This is a genomic window from Spirosoma rhododendri (assembly GCF_012849055.1).
Taxonomy (GTDB): domain Bacteria; phylum Bacteroidota; class Bacteroidia; order Cytophagales; family Spirosomataceae; genus Spirosoma; species Spirosoma rhododendri.
Map to the genome: position 1 here is coordinate 3,840,586 of NZ_CP051677.1, position 19,423 is coordinate 3,860,008.

15 protein-coding genes are annotated in these 19,423 nt (G+C 56.4%); all 15 read left to right on the top strand.

Annotated elements, in window-relative coordinates; translation table 11 throughout:
- Nucleotides 1-260 precede the first annotated feature (260 nt).
- The 15 genes from HH216_RS15965 (at nucleotide 261) to HH216_RS16025 (ending at nucleotide 19,293) form a co-directional block, all read left to right on the top strand.
- Nucleotides 261-836: an RNA polymerase sigma factor gene (locus HH216_RS15965; protein WP_408641736.1), complete on the top strand. Its 576-nt coding sequence runs from the start codon at nucleotides 261-263 to the stop codon at nucleotides 834-836.
- Between the two features lie 48 nt (nucleotides 837-884).
- On the top strand, nucleotides 885-1,991 hold the full coding sequence (locus HH216_RS15970) for a FecR family protein (RefSeq protein WP_169551717.1): 1,107 nt from the start codon (nucleotides 885-887) through the stop codon (nucleotides 1,989-1,991).
- Nucleotides 1,992-2,084: 93 nt separating this feature from the next.
- Nucleotides 2,085-5,393, top strand: a complete 3,309-nt coding sequence (locus HH216_RS15975) for a SusC/RagA family TonB-linked outer membrane protein (protein ID WP_169551718.1) — start codon at nucleotides 2,085-2,087, stop codon at nucleotides 5,391-5,393.
- A 16-nt stretch (nucleotides 5,394-5,409) separates the two neighbouring features.
- On the top strand, nucleotides 5,410-7,137 hold the full coding sequence (locus tag HH216_RS15980; protein WP_169551719.1) for a RagB/SusD family nutrient uptake outer membrane protein: 1,728 nt from the start codon (nucleotides 5,410-5,412) through the stop codon (nucleotides 7,135-7,137).
- 338 nt (nucleotides 7,138-7,475) lie between these two features.
- Nucleotides 7,476-8,147, top strand: a complete 672-nt coding sequence (locus HH216_RS15985; RefSeq protein WP_169553405.1) for a response regulator — start codon at nucleotides 7,476-7,478, stop codon at nucleotides 8,145-8,147.
- Between the two features lie 12 nt (nucleotides 8,148-8,159).
- Nucleotides 8,160-9,521: an ATP-binding protein gene (locus tag HH216_RS15990; protein ID WP_169551720.1), complete on the top strand. Its 1,362-nt coding sequence runs from the start codon at nucleotides 8,160-8,162 to the stop codon at nucleotides 9,519-9,521.
- Between the two features lie 339 nt (nucleotides 9,522-9,860).
- On the top strand, nucleotides 9,861-10,121 hold the full coding sequence (locus HH216_RS25505) for a hypothetical protein (RefSeq protein WP_174842693.1): 261 nt from the start codon (nucleotides 9,861-9,863) through the stop codon (nucleotides 10,119-10,121).
- Nucleotides 10,122-10,192: 71 nt separating this feature from the next.
- Nucleotides 10,193-11,026 carry a sterol desaturase family protein gene (locus HH216_RS16000; protein WP_169551721.1) on the top strand — a complete coding sequence of 278 codons (834 nt, stop codon included), beginning with the start codon at nucleotides 10,193-10,195 and terminating at the stop codon, nucleotides 11,024-11,026.
- Nucleotides 11,027-11,257: 231 nt separating this feature from the next.
- Complete coding sequence (locus HH216_RS16005; protein ID WP_169551722.1) at nucleotides 11,258-11,659, top strand: hypothetical protein; 402 nt, start codon at nucleotides 11,258-11,260, stop codon at nucleotides 11,657-11,659.
- Nucleotides 11,660-12,325: 666 nt separating this feature from the next.
- Entirely contained in the window at nucleotides 12,326-13,552 is a 1,227-nt protein-coding gene (locus HH216_RS16010; RefSeq protein ID WP_169551723.1) for a sterol desaturase family protein, read from the top strand.
- Between the two features lie 178 nt (nucleotides 13,553-13,730).
- On the top strand, nucleotides 13,731-14,549 hold the full coding sequence (locus HH216_RS16015) for a phytanoyl-CoA dioxygenase family protein (protein WP_169551724.1): 819 nt from the start codon (nucleotides 13,731-13,733) through the stop codon (nucleotides 14,547-14,549).
- 157 nt (nucleotides 14,550-14,706) lie between these two features.
- Nucleotides 14,707-15,144, top strand: a complete 438-nt coding sequence (locus HH216_RS26040; RefSeq protein WP_254448450.1) for a carboxypeptidase-like regulatory domain-containing protein — start codon at nucleotides 14,707-14,709, stop codon at nucleotides 15,142-15,144.
- A complete protein-coding gene (locus tag HH216_RS26045) occupies nucleotides 15,132-16,067 on the top strand; it encodes a TonB-dependent receptor plug domain-containing protein (protein WP_254448451.1) in 936 nt (311 codons plus the stop codon). Before HH216_RS26040 ends, HH216_RS26045 begins: the two co-directional genes overlap by 13 nt.
- A complete protein-coding gene (locus tag HH216_RS26050; protein ID WP_254448452.1) occupies nucleotides 15,971-17,767 on the top strand; it encodes a SusC/RagA family TonB-linked outer membrane protein in 1,797 nt (598 codons plus the stop codon). Before HH216_RS26045 ends, HH216_RS26050 begins: the two co-directional genes overlap by 97 nt.
- Nucleotides 17,768-17,946: 179 nt before the next feature.
- Nucleotides 17,947-19,293: a RagB/SusD family nutrient uptake outer membrane protein gene (locus HH216_RS16025; RefSeq protein WP_169551725.1), complete on the top strand. Its 1,347-nt coding sequence runs from the start codon at nucleotides 17,947-17,949 to the stop codon at nucleotides 19,291-19,293.
- Nucleotides 19,294-19,423: the final 130 nt, after the last annotated feature.

Consider the following 19,423-nt stretch of genomic DNA (forward strand, 5'->3'; position numbering starts at 1 on the left):
CTGCGTAATCACAATAATCACAGTTCAGACAATCTTGAACTGTGATTATTGTGATTTATTGATTTCACTGATTAAAAGAAGAATCATAGTCTATCTGCGTAATCACAAGAATCACAGTTCAAGACAATCACAGTTCAAGACAATCCACCTATTCGCAAAAAAATCCTCGCTACAACTAAAGAATAGCCTGCCTGTGCGTTTTACTATACTGGGCACCCACCAGTTGGGGCTTAGTTAGTGACTAGTAACAGTGAATGATAGTGAACGAACAAGAACTCTGGCAGGCGTTTCAGGCAGGTGATGAAGGTGCGTATACCCAGTTGTATCAGCAGCACATCAAAGCCATGTACCGATACGGCATGAGTCTCGTCGCGGTGTCGGAATCGTTCGTGCTCGACTGTATCCACGACGTATTTACCGAGCTGTGGGCGAAGCGTACCCGGCTGAGTACCCCGGACAACATCCGGTACTACCTGTTGAGGGCGCTCAAGAATCGCATCATGCACCTGCTCGAACGAAAGGAGCGACCCCTCTCGCCGTTGCTCGAAACGGATTACGACGCGCTGTGGGCCGAACCCGACGCGGACTTGCTCGACGCGCTGGAAACCGCCGATAATCAGCAGCAGCGGCTGCAACGACTGATTGCCCAACTGCCACCCCGGCAGCAGGAAGCCCTGAAACTGCGCTTCGTCGAAAACATGAACTACGATCAGATCGGAGCAGTACTGGCCGTCAATCAGCAGTCGGCGAAGAATCTGGTGTTTAGGGCTGTAGAGAAGCTAAGGCGATTGATAATCAGCATTTCTTTAATTTTTCAGCTATTTTTTTGGGTTTAGTGAGTACATTTTGCGGGTTTCGTCATCTATTGATATAACCCACAACCCGTGCAGCCTGCATACAACACCTTTACCACAACGGACTTCTTGCTGGATGATGCCTTCGTGGATCATCTGCTGGCGCCCACCGATCAGTCGAACCGGTTCTGGGCCGACTGGCTGGCGAATCATCCGCACTGCCGGGATACCTGGCAGCAGGCCGAACGGCTGGTTCGGGCCATCGAAGCGGGGCTGTACGACTACGCCCATACCCAACTGCCAGACGATACCATCCGGCAGTTGCTGACCCGCATTCAGCAAACCAACGCGCAGCATACGCCCGTAGCCAACCCGATTGTCCGGCCCCTGCGCCGGGTCTGGTGGGTGGCAGCGGCTTCGGTCCTGCTCGTGGCTGGCTTCGGCCTGTGGTGGTATAGCCGCCCGGTCTCGATTTATACGCAGCAGCTAGCCGCGCAGCCCGACCCCGTCAGCGAATTCGTGAACGATACGAAGGCGGTTCAGCAAATCACCTTACCCGACCGGTCGACGGTTGAGCTGGCACCGGCAAGCCGGATCAGTTACCCGCGCACGTTTGGCCAGAAAAATCGCCCGGTCTACCTCTCCGGCGAAGCCACGTTTGCCGTGACGAAGAACGCGGCCAAACCCTTCCTGGTCTACGCCAACGAAGTCGTTACCAAAGTGCTCGGCACCCGCTTCGTCGTGCGGGCCTATACGGGTGAGAGCAGCGTACACGTGCAGGTGCAGTCGGGGCAGGTGGCTGTTTACCAGAACAAACCGGCGGAGACGGCCAACAAACAACACGGCGTTTTGCTGCTGCCGAATCAGCAGGTTGTGTTCAACCGGCAATCCGATCAGTTCATCAAGCAGATCGTTGATCTGCCGCAAATCGTGGTGCGCCCGTCCAGCCGTGAACGAACCGCGACGCCCGCATTCACCTATAGCGACACGCCGATTCCGCAGGTGATTCAGGACTTGCAGGATGCCTACGGTATCGAGATCCGCTACAACAAAGACGCTCTCGCGAGCTGCCAGCTGACGGCGTCGCTGGTCGATGAGTCGTTTGCCAGTAAGCTCCGCATCATCTGCGCAACGGTCGGGGCCACCTACGACATGGTCGATGGTCAGGTCGTTATCAACGGCGGTACCTGTCAATAGCCGAATACACCTTCACAACTGAATTGCCCCCTTTTCTTCGTGTCCAGTTCCCCGGTACGCCGGGTCTATTCCTAAACTCAACCAAGTAAATCAATGGAACAAATAAGCTGTTATTTGCCCGTCTACAGGCGAATCGTGCTGGTAGTCGCGTTGCTGCTGGTACAATGGGCGCGGGCGACGCAGGCCACCGACCTGCCCGCCCCCGAATTGCTAAGTCGGCGCATTAGTCTGTCCATCGAGCGCCAATCCATCAAATCGGTACTACGCACGCTTGAGCAGACCGCTAAGGTCAAATTTTCGTACAGCCCGCAGGTGGTTCGGGCCCGGCAGCTTATTTCGCTGCGTGTGCAGAACAGTACTTTGCAGGACGTGCTGAATAAACTGCTGACGCCCCTTCAGGTGAGCTACACCGTAGCTGGCGAGCAGATTATTCTGGCCCGGACGGTATCGGAAGCGATGACGATTCAGCTCAACGAAGCCGGTGAGTCTATCGAAGTAGTTGCCGATCAGACCATCTCCGGGGTAGTGTCCGACGAGAAGGGGGCGGGCTTGCCGGGTGTTACCGTCGCCGTGAAAGGCTCTAATCGCGGGGCCGTTACCGATGCGTCGGGCACGTACCGGTTGACGATTCCTGACGGACCACAGACGCTGGTGTTCAGCTTTGTCGGCTACGCGTCGCAGGAGGTGGCGGTGAGTAATCAAAGCACGATCAGCGTGCAGCTACAGCCCGACGTCAAGTCGATCAACGAAGTCGTGGTCGTGGGCTATGGTTCGCTGAACCGCAAGGAAGTGACGAGTGCGGTTACGCACCTGTCGTCGGGCGATCTGCTGCGGGTGGGCAGCAACAGCCCGCTGATGGCGGTGCAGGGCAAAGTGGCCGGTCTGTCGATTACCAACACGGCGGCTGGTGATCCGAACTCGACGCCAAGCATTCAGTTGCGGGGCGTGTCTTCGCGTAGTGCCGGGCTGGGGCCGCTGTTTGTCATCAACGGTATTCCGGGCGGCAACCTCGACAACATCAATCAGAACGAAATCGAGTCGATCGATGTGCTGAAAGGCGGGGCGGCATCGGCCATCTACGGGACGCGGGGTAGCAACGGCGTCATCGTCATCACGACAAAAAAAGGCTCCGATCAGTCGCGAATTTTCTACGACGGCTACAGTTCGTTCGATTTCATTACCAACAAGCTGTCGGTGCTGTCGAAAGACGAATTTCTGGCCAACAACCGGGGTGTTGATCTGGGTGGCAACACCGACTGGATGAAAGCCGTCAGTCGCAACCCGGCGTTCTCGCAGAAGCATACGCTCCAGTTTTCGGGCGGCAACGGCAAGACCAACTACTTCACTTCGCTCGACTACCGCAACGCGACCGGCGTCGATCTGCGGTCGGCCAAGCAGGAGTACGGCGGGCGGGTTAACATTAACCATACGTCGGCCAACAACCTGTACGCGCTGACGTTTTCGGCGGCCCCACGCTACGCCAAAACCAGCAACGCCGACTACAGCGGCTTCAACTACGCGCTGACCCTTAACCCGACGCAGCCCATTTTCGATAATACGGGCAAGTACGCCTACATCACCTCGGGTTTCTTCGCTAACAACCCGGTCGAACAGGCAAAAAGTGTGCTGTCGGGCAGCGAGATCAAGTACCTCGACATCAACGCGTCGTTTAAACTGAACCTGCTCGACAACCTCTCGACGCTGGTGACGCTGGGCGAGGTTAGTTCGGCCTTCCGCAACTTCGGCTTCACCCCGTCGACGCTGACAACGGTGGTCAACGGGTCGGGCCGGAACTCGGGTTCGCAGTCGCTGGACGAGAACGACCAGAAAAGCTTTGAGTGGACGGGCAACTATGCGCTCGACGCCGGTAAGCACTCGGTGAAGCTGCTGGGCGGGTATTCGTACCAGTTGTTTACCTCGTCGGGCTTCAACGCCGGGAACGAAAACTTCCCGTCGAACACGCTGACGTACAACAATTTGGGTACGGGTCTGTGGAATTTGCAGGCGGGTATCAACAACGTCGGTTCGTACCGGAACAGCTCAAAACTGATCGCGTTCTTTGGTCGCGTAAACTACGACTTCGATCAGAAATACTACCTGTCGGCCAGTGTGCGTCGGGAAGGGTCGTCGAAGTTCGGGTACGATAACAAGTGGGGGTATTTCCCGGCGGCATCAGTCGGCTGGCGGATTACGCAGGAAAAATTCGCGCAGAACACCGGCTGGCTGAACGAGCTGAAACTGCGGGCCGACTACGGTGTAACGGGTAACCAGGACTTCGGTAATTATCTCTCGCTCGACACCTACAGCGGCTACGGCTACTACCTCTACAACGGTTCGTCGTATCAGGTCTGGGGACCAAGCCAGAACACCAACTACGATTTGCGCTGGGAAAAAGCGATCAATTTCAACGTCGGCCTTGATTTTGACCTGTTCAAAAACAGCCGCCTGACGGGTAGCCTGAACTACTACGTCCGTACCAACAAAGACCTGCTCGGCAGTTACACAGTGCCGAACCCGCCCAACATTCAGGGGTCGACTTTCGCCAACGTGGGTACGATGCAGAACTCCGGGCTGGAGATTCAGCTGAACGCAGCGATTATCACGGGTAAGGATTTTCGCTACAACCTGACGTTTGCCGGGGCTACCAACAGCAACAAGTTCGTGGCTTTCTCCAACGAAGCGTATCAGGGGCAGACGTACATCGACGTGCTTGGGATGCCCGCGCCGGGCAGCCCTGGCAATGTGCAGCGGTTGCAGGAAAACACCCGGATCGGTAGTTTCTACGCCCTGCGGTCGGCGGGTGTCAATGAGAACGGGGCGCTGCTGGTGTACAAAAAAGACGGGACTGTGGTGCAAGGCAATCAGGCCAACAACGACGACCGCCAGTTCATCGGCAACGGTCTGCCTAAATTCACGGGTGGTCTGACGAACAACTTCAGCTACAAAAAGTGGGACCTGACGGTCTTTCTGCGCGGCACCTTCGGCTACCAGATTTTCAACACCTACGCTTTCTATCTGGGTACGCCCGCCACGCAGCAGAACGCCAACACGCTCAAGTCGGCCTACGACGGCGGTAAGTACTCGAAGCTTACTAACCCGGCCACGTATTCAAACTTGTCAGATTACTTTCTGGAGCCGGGTAGCTTCGTGAAGGTCGATAATATCACGCTTAGCTACACGCAGCCGCTCAACGTCAAGTACCTACGGTCGGCCCGCATCTACGCGACGACCCGCAACCTGGCTACGTTTACCAAATACACCGGTGGCGACCCTGATCTGGTGCAGACAAATGGCTTGTACCCAGGTATCAATCAACGTGTCGATAATGGCAATACCGTCGGCACGCTGAATTATTTCCCATCAACAACCCAACTGCTGCTGGGGCTGCAACTCACGTTCTAAACCCACTCGACATATCATGAACCGAAATCGATTTTTTCCAACATTGCTTCGAACGCTGGGGCTGTCTGGCCTGCTGCTGACGGCGGGCTGTACCAACCTCGACGAAGTCCTGTACGACCGCATTACGTCGGAAAACTTTCTGCAAACCCGACAGGACGTCACCCGCGATTTTCTGCGGGCGTTCGAGCACGCCTACTGGTCGATACAGGGCGGCTCGACATATATGTTGCAGGAGAACAGCTCCGACGAACTGATGACGCCCAACCGGCAGGGCGACTGGTTCGACGGCGGGCAGTACCAGCGCGTGCATTACCACACCTGGACGCCCAACGACGGCTACACCAGCGACGCCTGGAACGCGCTCTACGGGGGCGTTACGCTGGCGACCAACTCGCTGGAAGATTTGCAGGGCATCACCGACCCGAGCCGCTTCAGCATGACGCAGGCCGAACTCGACGGAATGATCGCCGAACTCCGCACGCTGCGCGCCTGGTTTAACATCCGCCTGCTCGATATGTACCGGAATATCGTGCTGGTGAAGAAAGTGAAGGGCGAAACGCAGGGTGGTCCGCAGGTGTCGCCCCAAGAAGCGTTCTCGTACATCGAGCAGGAACTGAAGGAGTCACTGCCGAACCTGCCGACGCGCCAGAGTCTGGGTGCCAACAGCATCGGCCGCTGGACGCAGGGGGGAGCCGCGGCCCTGCTGACCCGGCTGTATCTGAACGCGAAAGTGTACACCGGCACCGACCATTTCGCCGACTGCGCGACGGTATGCACCGACATGCTGGCGGGTAAATACGGTCAATACGCGCTGGAATCGCGCTGGGACGCCCCCTTCGACTATACGAATTCGACTTCGCCCGAAACGGTATTTGGCTTCCCCGGCAGCTTCGGCCTGACCCACTGGCAGTACGACGGCGGGATGTATTTCTGGCAATTGCCCGTCAATGCGACGTTCTACTTCGGCTTTACGGATTTCGGCACGGCTAACCCCAAATACGCCATACAGCCTGGCCGCGACGTCGACAGCACCGAATACAGCTTTGCGCTGGGTAAGCCGTACATCAAGTTCCGCAAATACGGCGATGACGTGCGGCTGAAAACGTACAAGAATCTGGGCAACAGCAAGCGGGAAGGCATGTTCCTGAAGGGCTACCTGCCGTACACCAATTCGAGCGGCCGGGTCGACACCGTGCGCTCGACAAAAGGGCCGTACCCGTTGTTCTTCCGCGATCAGGTCGGCATGTTCCTGGCGGCTAAACCGGGCACCCGCATCGCCGACAAAACGTCGGATATGAACCACGCCGATCAGAATTCGGGGCTGTATCCGGTGAAGTACCCGTACTACCCCAGCAGCGACGAAAACAAGATTTCGTCGGCCTACGCGGAGATCCGGCTGGCCGAAATTTACTATTCGCTGGCCGAGTGCAAATACCGGGCAGGCGACAAAGCCGGTGCGGCTGCGCTACTCAACACGGTTCGGGCGCGGAACTACCCGGCTAATTCGCCGAGCCTGTACAAGACAGACGGCAGTCAGCTGACCGATCAGGAAATGCTGGACGAGTGGGGCCGTGAATTTCTGGTCGAAGGGCGTCGCCGGACGGATTTGATTCGCTGGGGTGTGTTCAACACCGGCACCTGGTGGGACAAGCAACCCGACGCCGATAACCACACGGCTATCTTCCCGATTGGTCAGAACGTGCTCAACGTGTCGTCGCAGCTGAAGCAAAATCCGGGGTATTAGAGGTTGTTGGGAGCCGTTCGTTTACCCCTAAATCCCCTGATAGACAGGACTGTTAAGTTATCTTACTTCCGGTAGCAATTGCCAAATTTCCTCCGGTCCGTTTACCCCCCAGCCCCCTGAAGGGGGAGCATTCCGCGAATGAACAGCTCCCCCTTCAGGGGGCTGGGGGGTAAACGGACCAAAACTTAACAGCCCTGCCCTTCAGGGGATTTAGGGACCAACTATGCCGTTGCTACGGTAAAACGCCCAACTGGTATGTAGGACGTTTTACCATAACAACGGCTATTTTTGTGACGGCCGAATTCGCCGGAGCGAATAAGGATGCTAACGAATGGTCGATGAAGATTCTGGTAGTTGAAGACGAAGAGCGGGCCGCCACCTTTATCCGAAAGGGGATGTCGGCGGAAGGGTACGAGGTCGAGATTGCGTACGACGGGCGTACCGGGCTGTCGCTGTTTCGGCAAAACGAATACGACATCATTATTCTCGACGTCAACCTGCCGCACATCAACGGCTTCGACCTCTGCAAACTGATCCGGGCCGACAATGAATCGGTACCCGTGCTGATGCTGACCGCGCTCGACAGCATCACCGACAAGGCCGATGGCTTTAATTCTGGGGCCGACGATTATCTGGCCAAACCTTTTGAGTTTCAGGAGCTGCTGCTGCGCGTTCGGGCGCTGACCCGCCGGAACCACAACAAGCCGAAACAGATTCTGCAACTGGCGGATCTGGAGCTGAATCTGGATACCAAAACCGTGACCCGGTCGGGGAAACGCATCGACCTGACCACCCGCGAATACGCTCTGATGGAATACCTGATGCTCAACAAAGGCAAGGTTATTTCGCGCATCGACATCAGTGAACGGGTCTGGAATTTGAATTTCGACAGCAACACCAACGTTATCGACGTGTACGTCAGCTACCTCCGCAAGAAGATCGACAAAGATTTTTCGCCCAAACTGCTGCATACCATCGTCGGTATGGGCTATGTGCTGCGCGAGAGCTGACACCGCCTACGTATGCTTATTCGGAATCGGCTGACAATCATTTTCACCGGGCTGGCCATCGCCATTCAGATCACGCTGTCGCTGGTGGTGATTTACTTTTATTCGCTCTATCGGCAGGAAGAATTCTACAGTCGGCTGGAGTCGAAAGCGCGCGTGGCGGGGCGGGTGCTGATCTCCCGGCGGCACCTGCACGACGACTTTTTCAAGAACATGGTTCGTACCGATCTGCTGACGATTGTTGATGAGCAGATCAGTATTTACGACAGCAATCATAACCTGGTTTTCACCAACCGAACCCTCAAAGAATCAGACTATTACAAAGAGAAAATTCCGCTGCTGGCGACCAATTCGCTGTTCGAGTTTCGCAGTGGTCATTTCGAGTCAATCGTGATTCCGTTCCGCGACCGGGGGCAGCAGTTTTACATCTTCGCATCGGGCTACGACCGGATTGGTTTCGCCAAACTGACGGCGCTGGAGCAGATCCTGCTACTGGCCAACCTGCTGGGTTTTGCGCTGATCGTGCTGGCGGGTTGGTATTTCGCCGGTCGGGTGCTCAAGCCCATCTCGCAGATTGTCGATGAGGTAGAACAGATCACGGCAACGCACCTGCACAAACGCGTGAACGAAGGCAATCGGCAGGACGAAATCGCGCAGTTAGCCATGACATTCAACCGGATGCTGTTCCGGCTCGAAGACGCGTTTGTGTCGCAGCGCAGCTTTGTTTCTCATGCGTCGCACGAACTCCGGACACCCCTCAACAACACACTGGGTACGCTGGAAACCTCGCTGCGCTACGATCAGAACCCGGTCGACTGGCGCGATAGCATGGAGGTGGCCGTTGAAGAACTGAAGAAACTCATCAGCCTGACCAACGGCCTGCTGAGCCTGGCTAAAGTTTCCGACGGGGGTGTGGCGCTGAGCGATATACAGGTCGACGACTGCCTGCTAACGGCGATCGGGCAGGTGCAGACCAAGTACCCGGGCCGGAGTTTGCCCCTGCATTTCGACGCCGAAGACGAGACATCGTTTACCATATTGGGCAATGCGACGCTGCTCACAACGGCGTTTCTGAATGTGCTCGACAATGCCTGCAAATACTCACAGGCCGCCGTATCGGTTCAGCTAACGCTGACAAACGAGCAGATCAACATCACCGTCACCGACCAGGGGCGGGGCATCTCCAAAGCCGATTCTATTCACGTGCTCGACCCACTGTACCGGGGCAACAACGTGGAGGGCGTTCCCGGCTACGGTATCGGTCTGGCGATCACCCAGAAAATTATCGAACTACATCAGGGTGAGCTGGTGATCGACTCACAAGTCGATCAGGGAACGACGGTGACAATCAGCCTGCCGGGGCTGGAGCAGGCGTAAACGCGCTGTGCCCACCCGCGTATCGGGTACGTTGCCAGCATACGGGTGCAGGAGCGCGCCACCCGAACCATTACATCTTCTGGATACAGGATTTCGGGTATTGCTTGTCGGTCAGCCGGACCCGTTGCGGCCCCCGGTAATTCATTGGTACATAAGCACAGTCGGTTTAGAGTGTCCGCTTAACGGCATCGGGTGGTCGATGTTCGGGGTGGGTCAGCTATAGTGAGCTATCGGTAAACGGGCCCTGGCCCATTGTCTCATTAGTTGCCAGACCTTGGTAACCCCTTGCGCCGACCATTCGTAGTTAGCTGTAACCTGACTCTTTAAAACCAAACCGATATGGATGTAACGCTGAAATTATGGCGTCAGAAAAGCACGAGTGCACCCGGCAAACTGGTTGCCTACCAACTGGCCGGACTAGACTCCGATATGTCGTTTCTGGAAATGCTCGGAGGCTTCGGATCCTGCTCATTTACGGTGGCCTGCGCCATCGAGTGTCCGGCGTCGGTATTGTTAGAAAGCAGCACCCGCCTGAACCGGGAATACCTGGGGCTATACTTAGCTCGACCTGAGCGGCCCCGCCCGATCGGAAGTCGTTAAAAAACCGGGCAGCGGCAGTGCCTTCGCCCCAACCATCTGCCTTCGGGCAGCCGTACCTTGCTAAATAGGCTATGATTCAGTCTTGTTCGTTTGCCACGCTCAGCCTTACCGCGCTGCTATTCTTTCTGGTCGTTTTCGGCCGGTACGTTCTGTTTTCGCTCGCGTTCAACTGGCTCTTTCCGCAGCCAGCGACAGACGGGCCACCCACCCGCCCACCCATTCAGGCACGTCGGCCAAAGGCAGATCAGCACTGGCGGGAAATCGGGTGGTCGGCGCTTACCTCGGTCATTTTCGCCGGTATCGGGCTGGGTGTCCTGATCGCGTTTCAGGCTGGCTATACCAGAATTTACACGGACCTGCACGAGTACGGCCTGGTGTGGTACGGGCTGAGTATCGGTCTGGTGCTTCTCTTGCAGGAAACCTACTACTATTGGCTCCACCGCTGGATGCACAAACCGGGCGTGTACCGCTGGGTGCACAAAACCCACCACGACAGCCTGACAACCTCTCCCTGGACCGCCTTCTCCTTTCATCCCATCGAGAGCACCCTGCAAGCCATTCTGCTGCCTGTGCTGACGTTTATCCTGCCGTTGCACAGCACGGCTATCGTGCTGATTCTGATGATTATGACGGTCTCCGGGGCCATCAACCACCTGAACACGGAAATTTACCCGCACGCGTTCAACAGGCACTGGCTGGGCAAATGGCTGATCGGCGCGACGCATCACAGCCTGCACCACAGTCAGTTTCGCTACAACTACGGACTGTTTTTCACGTTCTGGGATCGGTGGATGCGTACGGAAAGCCCCGATTTTGACCCGCTGTTTGCCGAAAAAAGCCGCAAAGAGAACCACCACCAAAACCACACGGATGCGGCAACCGTCACAGACCAGGAATGCCGCTGACGTAGCCGGGCGGATCGATGAGTTGTTTGCGCGACGATCGTCCGAAGGCGCAGCGAAACCGGCCCCGCGTCCGGTTTGTACGGGAATGGACTAGCTATTGTACGGGAGCGGACAAGAGTTGCGTTTGAAAAGATTGTAATATATTGATAATCAGCTTGTTGATTGTTGTGGCATAGTAGTTGGCATACGGTGATTAATTCACGTAATCAATTATCCCCAACTCACTTTAGTATGAACACGCTACTGACAACCATCTTTATCAAACCCATTATCGCCCTGCATCTGTTACTGGCTGCACCCGTAGCATCGCCCGTCGATCGACCGGCTGAACCGACTTCGTTTGAGGCCAGTGCCTACGTAACCAAAGCCCACAAGATTCGACTCTCCATCGACAAAACGAACCAGGAACGCCTAACGATCAATCTGCGGCCGGTTGGTCAGCAAAGCGCGGTGTTTACCGAATACGTTCGTCGGAAAGTAACCAGAGCGACGCTGGTAATGGACGTCGATCAACTGGCCGATGGCGCTTATGAACTGGAGTTGAAAACGGCCAATGGGCGGCTGGTCAAGTACATCGAGCTGCGCACCCCCGTTGAAGTCGCCACGGTTCAGCGTCAACTGAAAGTGGAGTAAACGACGGGTCGATGAATGTACCCACTGACTCGCCCTATTCATTTGATCTTTGTCACCAAACCGCAGACTATCGATTCTCGATGGCTGCGGTTTATTGGTAAAAGTCAATTGACTCGGGCGATTGTGCAGTTGGTAGCAGGATGAGAAGTCTTGATGATGTGCGCGGGTGTGGGGTATGAGATTTCATCTGCCGACCCGGTCAGGCAGGCTTGCCGAGTAAGGAAATAAGCTGAATCTGGGCTCTGTGGCCTCTTTACGTCGTTGATCGACGCTGAAATCGCCATTTGCTGGCTCGGTTGCAAGGGCAAAATCTACCGGTAAAGCCGCGTAGACGTAGTAACTGCTCGCTACTGCCGACCGTTGAACGGAACGGCGCATTCACAAAAAAATTATACTGTACTATTTGGATGGAAGATTAGAATACCCGTTTCTTTGCAAAACCTACTAGATCAATAGATTAAAAGTACTGATAGTCTACCTAACACCGGGACTATTCGTTTTTTTCTCCGGGAGCGGGGAGTAGGCTGTTTCAAAACCGGCTGGTACGACCTGAAATGAGTCATTTATCGGCCACGATTCGATGGACCGCGTCTGTCGGTTTCGTCAGCAACCTCGCCCTGACGGTGGGGGTGCGGAATCGTAGTTTTTAGTTTAATCCGAGCGACTATGCAACTCAACTGGCTGGCTTACGCAATACCGCTTTTCCTGGTCCTGATCGGGCTGGAGTACTGGGTATCGACGGTACAGGGAAAGACGTATTTCCGGTTTAACGAATCGGTAGCCAACCTCAACGTGGGCATCGCCGAGCGCCTGCTCGATCTGTTTATCGCCGGTGCCAGCTATGTGTTTTACGATTGGCTACACCAGCGCTTCGCCCTGTTCGACATCCGGGCGACGGTCTGGAGCTGGGTGGCCCTGCTGATCCTGACAGACTTTGTGTGGTACTGGTATCACCGACTGGGGCACGAAATCAGCCTGTTTTGGGCGGCTCATGTGGTACACCACCAAAGCGAAGATTTTAACTACACCGTTTCGGCCCGGATTACGGTCTTTCAGGCCATCGTCCGGACGGGATTCTGGAGCGTACTGCCCATCATTGGTTTTCCGGCGGGTATGGTTGTGAGCATTCTGCTGGTGCATGGGCTATACGCTTTCTTCCTGCACACCCGCACGGTGGGTAAGCTGGGCTGGCTTGAATACGTGCTGGTGACGCCGTCGCACCACCGGGTTCACCACGCCGTAAATCCGCAGTACCTCGACAAAAACTACGGCGACGTATTTATTTTCTGGGATAAGCTGTTCGGCACCTTCGCCGAGGAAGACGAAGAGCCGGTTTACGGGCTTACCAAGCCGCTGAACAGCTACAGTTTTCTCTGGCAGCAGTTTCATTTCCTGCTCGAATTGGTTGTGGCGGTACGTCGTACCCCCGGGATCATGGCTAAGCTCAGGCTGCTGTTCGGTCGCCCCGACGGGGTCGATGCGGGGATTCGGACTGAACTGGAAAGCCGGTTTCTGCAACAGGTTCCGGCGACCGTAAACCGGGGTAAGTTCCGGGGCTACGTCGTTGGGCAACTGGCGGGCGTGCTGGTGCTGCTGTTCGCGTTTCTGCTGATGGAGCGCTACGTACCCGGCTGGGCTCAGGTGCTGGTAGCGACGTTCGTGCTGCTGACGCTCATCAATATGGGTGCCCTGCTCGAACAGCGCCGTTGGGTACTGCACCTCGAACTGGCCCGGCTGGTTGTGCTGTGGGGGCTGATTTACGCGGTTTCGGGTGTACAGTTGCTGATCGTGCTGGCGTATGTCGGTGGGCTGTCGTGGTGGGCGTATCAGTCCCGTATCAGTCGGTACTACTTCCAGTACCTGTACGGCAGCGTTCAGCCCATGCCTACCTGAAAAGTTGACTGCCATCGGGTGTACATACTGCACGCAATAAAACTATAAAATCTATATAGTAAATAGTTAGTACCTCTAGTCATCTCCTTGCGGCTCTGCCGGACGGGGTGCAGAAGGGGCCAGGTAGTACCTGTCTATGTTCAACGCGCGCCGACTGCGTGCCTAACTGAAAAAGTAAATGCTGGGAACGATCGAGACTAACACGCAGCTCACCGCCTACGGGCTTACCAGTGAGCAGATTGATTTTTTCAATACGAACGGCTTCGTTCACATCAAACAATTTGTCGACCGGCAGCGGGTACAAGCATTCATTCGGGAGATTCAGCGGATCGAAGCCAACTGGCTGGCCGAAAAGGTCGACAAGATCAACGGGACGCCCATTAAGTTCGGCCACGACGAAACCGGTCGGCGGATTGTGCAGCGGTTCGCCTTTACCTCGCTGTTCAGCCCGATCCTGACCGATTTCCTGGCCGACGAGCGGTTGCAGCAACTAACGCAGCTACTGGGGCCCTACGACGGGCGCATCAGCCCCGAAGAGAAAGACGGGCTGGTGGTAAATCACTACGTACGGACACCCGACTCGAACTTTTCGCGCATGGGCTGGCATACCGATAGTCCGCGCGATCTGTTCATGGGCCACCGCATCCGGCCGATGCTGAACGTGGGGCTACACCTCGACGACTGCCCAAAGGAAAACGGGGGGCTACGCATACTGCCCGGCACACATAAGCAACACCCGTTACTGACGCTGTTCCGCAAACGGCAATTCATCGACCACCGCCCCGACCCGCGCGAAGTCGGCTTCGATATTGAAGCGGGCGACCTGACCATTCACAACGGTAGCCTATGGCACCGCGTCGAGCAGTCGCCGTATGAGGGAGCGGCTAGTCGGCGACGGGTCATGTACATCCCCATCATCACGGGCGAGTACCAGCCGAAAAATCAGCATAGCAAGACCCCGTTTTACCACCGCTTTGCCCGGCGGATTCAGGATTAGTGCGCGGAAACGTGTTTGATCTACACTGTCATCAACAACCTGAAAGCCCCTTATTCAACTGGGTAAGGGCAAAAAAAGGCCGGAACGGCTGCCACCGTTCCGGCCGGTTACAATAAGGCCCTGCCAGGCCTCATGTTCACATAACCAATACAAAGTAATGCAAAAACGTGTACGTATGCGGGCTGCTGCCAAATCCCGCATCACCGACCTTACGCTGCTCAGCGGATTTCTCTGGCTGCTCAGTGTCCAATTGCTACAGGCTCAGTCGACTACGGCCAGCCGACTATCGGGCGTCGTTCTGGCCAAAGACGGCGACGTGCTGCCCGGCTCCAACGTTGTGTTCAAAGGCCAAACCCGGGGCAATCCAGCCCGGGGCACCTCCACCGATGGGAAAGGTGAATTTACGCTCGACGCCAAAGCGGGCGATGTGCTGGTGATTTCGGCCATCGGCTATCAGACGACCGAGATTACCGTTGGTAATCAGCCCAGAATTACCGTTGCACTGACCGAAGCGGCTTCGCAACTGAATGAAGTCGTGGTGGTCGGGTACGGTACGCAGGACCGGAAAGACCTCGTGGGGCGGTGTCGCAGGTGAACGCCGACGAGATCAAGAACCGGCCCGTTGCCAGCTTCGATCAGCAGTTGCAGGGGCGGGCCGCCGGGGTGCAGGTAGCCGCCAATACGGGTGTGCCGGGCGACGGTATTTTCTTCCGCATTCGCGGGACAACCTCGATCAACGCCAGCAACGATCCGCTGTACGTAGTCGACGGGGTGTTCGTGAACAACCAGTCGCTTCAAAAAATTACGACGCAGGGGCAGGCCAATAACCCACTCGCCGACATCAATCCCGCGGATATCGAGTCGATCTCGATTCTGAAAGATGCCGAAGCAACCGCCATCTACGGCGCACGGGCGGCTAATGGCGTTGTGCTGATTACGACCAAACGCGGAGCTTACAATGCCAAACCCAAGGTGTCGCTCAACGTATCAGGCGGGCAGGCGTGGGCACCCAAACTCTGGGATCTGGTGACGGGCCCCGAACACGCGACAATCATCAACGAAGCCTGGATTAACGACGGTAAATCGGCCGCGACGCGCCCGTTCCGGCCCAAATCCGAAGGCGGGCGGGGACTGCCGGAGGAACAACCAACCTACGACCGGCTGGGCGATATTTTCCGGACGGGGGCCTTACAGAACTACGATCTGTCGGTGGCGGGCGGCAACGCCAACACGCGCTACTACATCGGCGGGGGCTACACCAGTCAGCAGGCCACGTTGCGCACCAACGACTTTAACCGAGCCAGCTTCAAAGTGAACCTCGATCAGGACATTACCGACAAGATCAAGATCGGAACCAGCAATATCCTGTCGCAGTCGAAACGGACCAATGCCCGCGTCGGGGATGGCCCACAGGGGGGATTTTGCAGGCGGCTCTCCACACGCCGACCTACCTGCCCAAGTTCAACGACGACGGTACCTACGCTAAATGGGCGGGCTTCGACAATCTCGACGTGCTGATCAACAACACCGATATGCATTCGATCAGTACGCGCTACATCGGGAACATTTACGGCGAATACGAAATCACTAAGGGGCTAAAACTGCGTAGTAGCTGGAGTCTGGATTACAATAATTATGACGAATACGAATACTGGAACACGCTGACGAACCGAGGCAGTGCCAGCAAAGGACTGGCTACGTCGAGTATCAGCACGAATACCATCTGGATCAACGAGCAGACGCTGAACTACCGCAAGGCGTTTGGCGGGCAGCATACATTTAGCGCCCTGCTGGGCAACACGCTGCAAGGCAACGTATCGACGCAGACGTTTGCGCAGGGGACCAACTTCCCGTCGGACGCGTTTAAGCAAATCGCGTCGGCCTCGGTGACGACGGCTTCGTCGAATCGGTACGCTTACAACCTGACGTCGTTTTTCGGGCGGGTCGACTACAGTTTTGCCCGAAAATACTTCCTCGAAGCCAGCCTGCGGGCCGATGCGTCGTCGAAGTTTGCCGAGGGCAATCGCTGGGGGTATTTCCCGTCGGTGGGGGTAGCCTGGCAGCTGAAGCAGGAAAACTTTCTGAAAGACGTCGGTTTTCTAAGCGACCTGAAACTGCGGGCGAGTGTGGGCTATACCGGTAATCAGAACGGTATCGACAACTACGCGGCCCGCGGGCTGTGGGGTGGCGGCTTTAACTACCAGGATAGTCCCGGCACGTTTCCGGTGCAACTGGCCAACCCAGACCTGAAATGGGAAACTACGCGGCAGACCAATATCGGACTGAACGTCGGCCTGCTTAATAACCGCATCGGGCTGGAACTGAACGCCTATCACAAGTACACCTACGATCTGCTGTTACAGGTGCCACTGGCGCAGAGTTCGGGCTTCGCGTCGATTTACCAGAACAACGGGGCCGTCAGCAACCGGGGGCTTGAATTCGCCGTCAACTCGCTGAACATCAACCGGGGCGGGTTGCAGTGGAACACGAGTTTCAACATCGCCACGAACATCAACCGGATTGAGCAGCTATCCATCCCGGTCGACGCCAGCTACTCCGCCGAGCGGATGCAGCAGGGGCAGCCTTTCCACGCGTTTTACGTCTACAAACAGCTGTACGTCGATCCACAAACCGGCAACGCGGTCTATGAGGACGTCAACAACGACGGGCAGATCACGGCCAACGACCGGCAGTTTTACGGCAGCGCGCTGCCGACGCTGTTTGGCGGGCTAAACAACACGCTGTCGTACAAGGGCTTCGACCTGTCGATCTTCTTTAATTTCCAGACGGGCAACAAGGTCTACAACAGCAACCGGTTCTTCCACGAGTCGGGTGGTACGCGCGATGAACGGCGGGCCATTAACAAAAATCAGTTGACCCGCTGGCAGAAGCCGGGCGACATTACCGACGTGCCCCGCGTAACGACCATCGGTACCAACTACAACCTGAGTCCGATCAGCCGCTTCGTGGAAGATGGTTCGTTTCTGCGGTTGAACTCGCTGGTTATTGGTTACACCATCCCGAAAGCGATCCTGAACCGGATCGGTATCGCGTCGGCCCGCGTCTACTACAGCGGCTCGAACCTGTGGCTGCTCAGCCGCTACCAGGGCCCTGACCCGGAAGTAAACGTCACGGCAAACCCAACCACGCAGGGCTACGACCTCGGCACACCCCCGCAACCGCGCACGGCTCAGTTTGGCCTGAACATCACGCTCTGATTTAGGCATCCTATTGGTCCACAGAAATTTACGAACGTCTTTTTGTCATCCCGACGCAGGAGGGATCTTCAGTAGCTAATTAAAAATTCCCTTTTAGCGAAGATCCCTCCTACGTCGGGATGACAGAAAAATAGCAAGGTAACTGGCTGATAACCAAAATCTCAGCGCTCCGTCTTTCCATGAAAAAAATAGTCTATTCTATACTCCCCGCTGTTCTGCTACTCACCAGCAGTTGCCAGCAATTCCTGGACGTTCAGCCTGACTTGCAGGTCGATCAGTCACAGGCCATTACCAACGCCAGTACCGCCGAAGCGGCCGTCAACGGCATGTACAACCGACTCGGCAACGATAGTTATTACGGCTCGAACTTCCCGGCGCTGTCGTACCTGTCGGGGGGCGACATCAACTGGACGGGGTCGCAGACGGCCCCGCAGGAAATCTTCGCCCGGCGCGTCACGTCGACCAACGGCTACGTCGGGTCGGCCTGGGCGGCCATCTACCAGACGATTCTGGCGGCCAACTACCTGCTCGAAACCGTCCCTAACCTGTCGGACCCGCAGTTGACGGCCGACCGCAAAAATCAGATACTGGGCGAAGCCTATGCCATGCGGGCGCTGTCGTATTTTGATCTGGCGCGGGGCTGGGGTGGCGTGCAACTGATTCTGAAAGCTACCTATGCGCCAACCGACAACACGGGTATTCCGCGCAGCAGCCTGACCGACACATACGCGCAGGTACTCAAGGATTTAACCACTGCCGAGCCGCTGTTGAGCAACACGACCAACCGCAACCGATTTACCCGTAAGACGGTCTGGGCGCTGCGGGCGCGGTATCATCTGTACCGGCAGGAGTGGGAGCAGGCGGAAAGTTACGCGACCAAACTCATCGACGATACCAACTACAAACTGGTGTCGCCATACAGTGCGTTCTTCGCCAACAATGCTGTTGCCACGACTGAGTCGGTATTTGAAATCGCGTATAGCAACTCGTTCAAGAATGGGCATTACAACTGGTGGTTGCCCCCGGCGTTGAGCGGTCGGCGGGAGTGGGCACCCAACGATGCGCTCGTCAAATCGCTCAACGACGCGACGGTGGGGGGTAACCGGAAGGAACTCATCGCGCAGACGGCCGCGCCGGGTAATCTCTGGTACGGCAAACTGTACTACCGCAACCCGCTGGGCACCGACCCGGCCTACGTCATTCGCATCGCCGAACTCTACCTGATCCGGGCGGAAGCACGGGCGCAACTTGGCAAAACGACACTCGCGCTGGCCGATCTCAACGCCGTACGCAGCCGGGCGGCTGTACCCGCGTCGACAGCTGCCACGAAAGAAGCCCTACTGACGGCCATCAGCGATGAGCGTCGGGTCGAATTTCCCTTCGAAACCGACCGCTGGTTCGATCTGGTTCGTACGGGCCGGGTCGCTACCGTGCTGGGTATCTCCGACACCCGAAAATATGTGTTCCCGATCCCGAACAGCGAACTGCTGGCTGATAAGGCGCTGACGCAGAATGAGGGGTATTAGGTTGGGGGTTGACCTCACGGCAGCGGCCGACCGTCTCATCTCCCCTCTCCTAAAAACAGGAGAGGGGAGATGAGACGGGAAACCTTGATGCCGAAAGACGATCTTATGTATAATGTGTGTCTGCTAGTCA

Excerpts from the sequence above, each read along its gene's own strand:
- HH216_RS15990 (WP_169551720.1), top strand. The coding sequence starts at position 8,160 with ATGCTTATTCGGAATCGGCTGACAATCATTTTCACCGGGCTGGCCATC.
- HH216_RS15980 (WP_169551719.1), top strand. The coding sequence starts at position 5,410 with ATGAACCGAAATCGATTTTTTCCAACATTGCTTCGAACGCTGGGGCTG.
- HH216_RS16000 (WP_169551721.1), top strand. The coding sequence starts at position 10,193 with ATGATTCAGTCTTGTTCGTTTGCCACGCTCAGCCTTACCGCGCTGCTA.
- HH216_RS16005 (WP_169551722.1), top strand. The coding sequence starts at position 11,258 with ATGAACACGCTACTGACAACCATCTTTATCAAACCCATTATCGCCCTG.
- HH216_RS15975 (WP_169551718.1), top strand. The coding sequence starts at position 2,085 with ATGGAACAAATAAGCTGTTATTTGCCCGTCTACAGGCGAATCGTGCTG.
- HH216_RS26040 (WP_254448450.1), top strand. The coding sequence starts at position 14,707 with ATGCAAAAACGTGTACGTATGCGGGCTGCTGCCAAATCCCGCATCACC.
- HH216_RS15985 (WP_169553405.1), top strand. The coding sequence starts at position 7,476 with ATGAAGATTCTGGTAGTTGAAGACGAAGAGCGGGCCGCCACCTTTATC.
- HH216_RS16025 (WP_169551725.1), top strand. The coding sequence starts at position 17,947 with ATGAAAAAAATAGTCTATTCTATACTCCCCGCTGTTCTGCTACTCACC.
- HH216_RS16010 (WP_169551723.1), top strand. The coding sequence starts at position 12,326 with ATGCAACTCAACTGGCTGGCTTACGCAATACCGCTTTTCCTGGTCCTG.
- HH216_RS25505 (WP_174842693.1), top strand. The coding sequence starts at position 9,861 with ATGGATGTAACGCTGAAATTATGGCGTCAGAAAAGCACGAGTGCACCC.
- HH216_RS16015 (WP_169551724.1), top strand. The coding sequence starts at position 13,731 with ATGCTGGGAACGATCGAGACTAACACGCAGCTCACCGCCTACGGGCTT.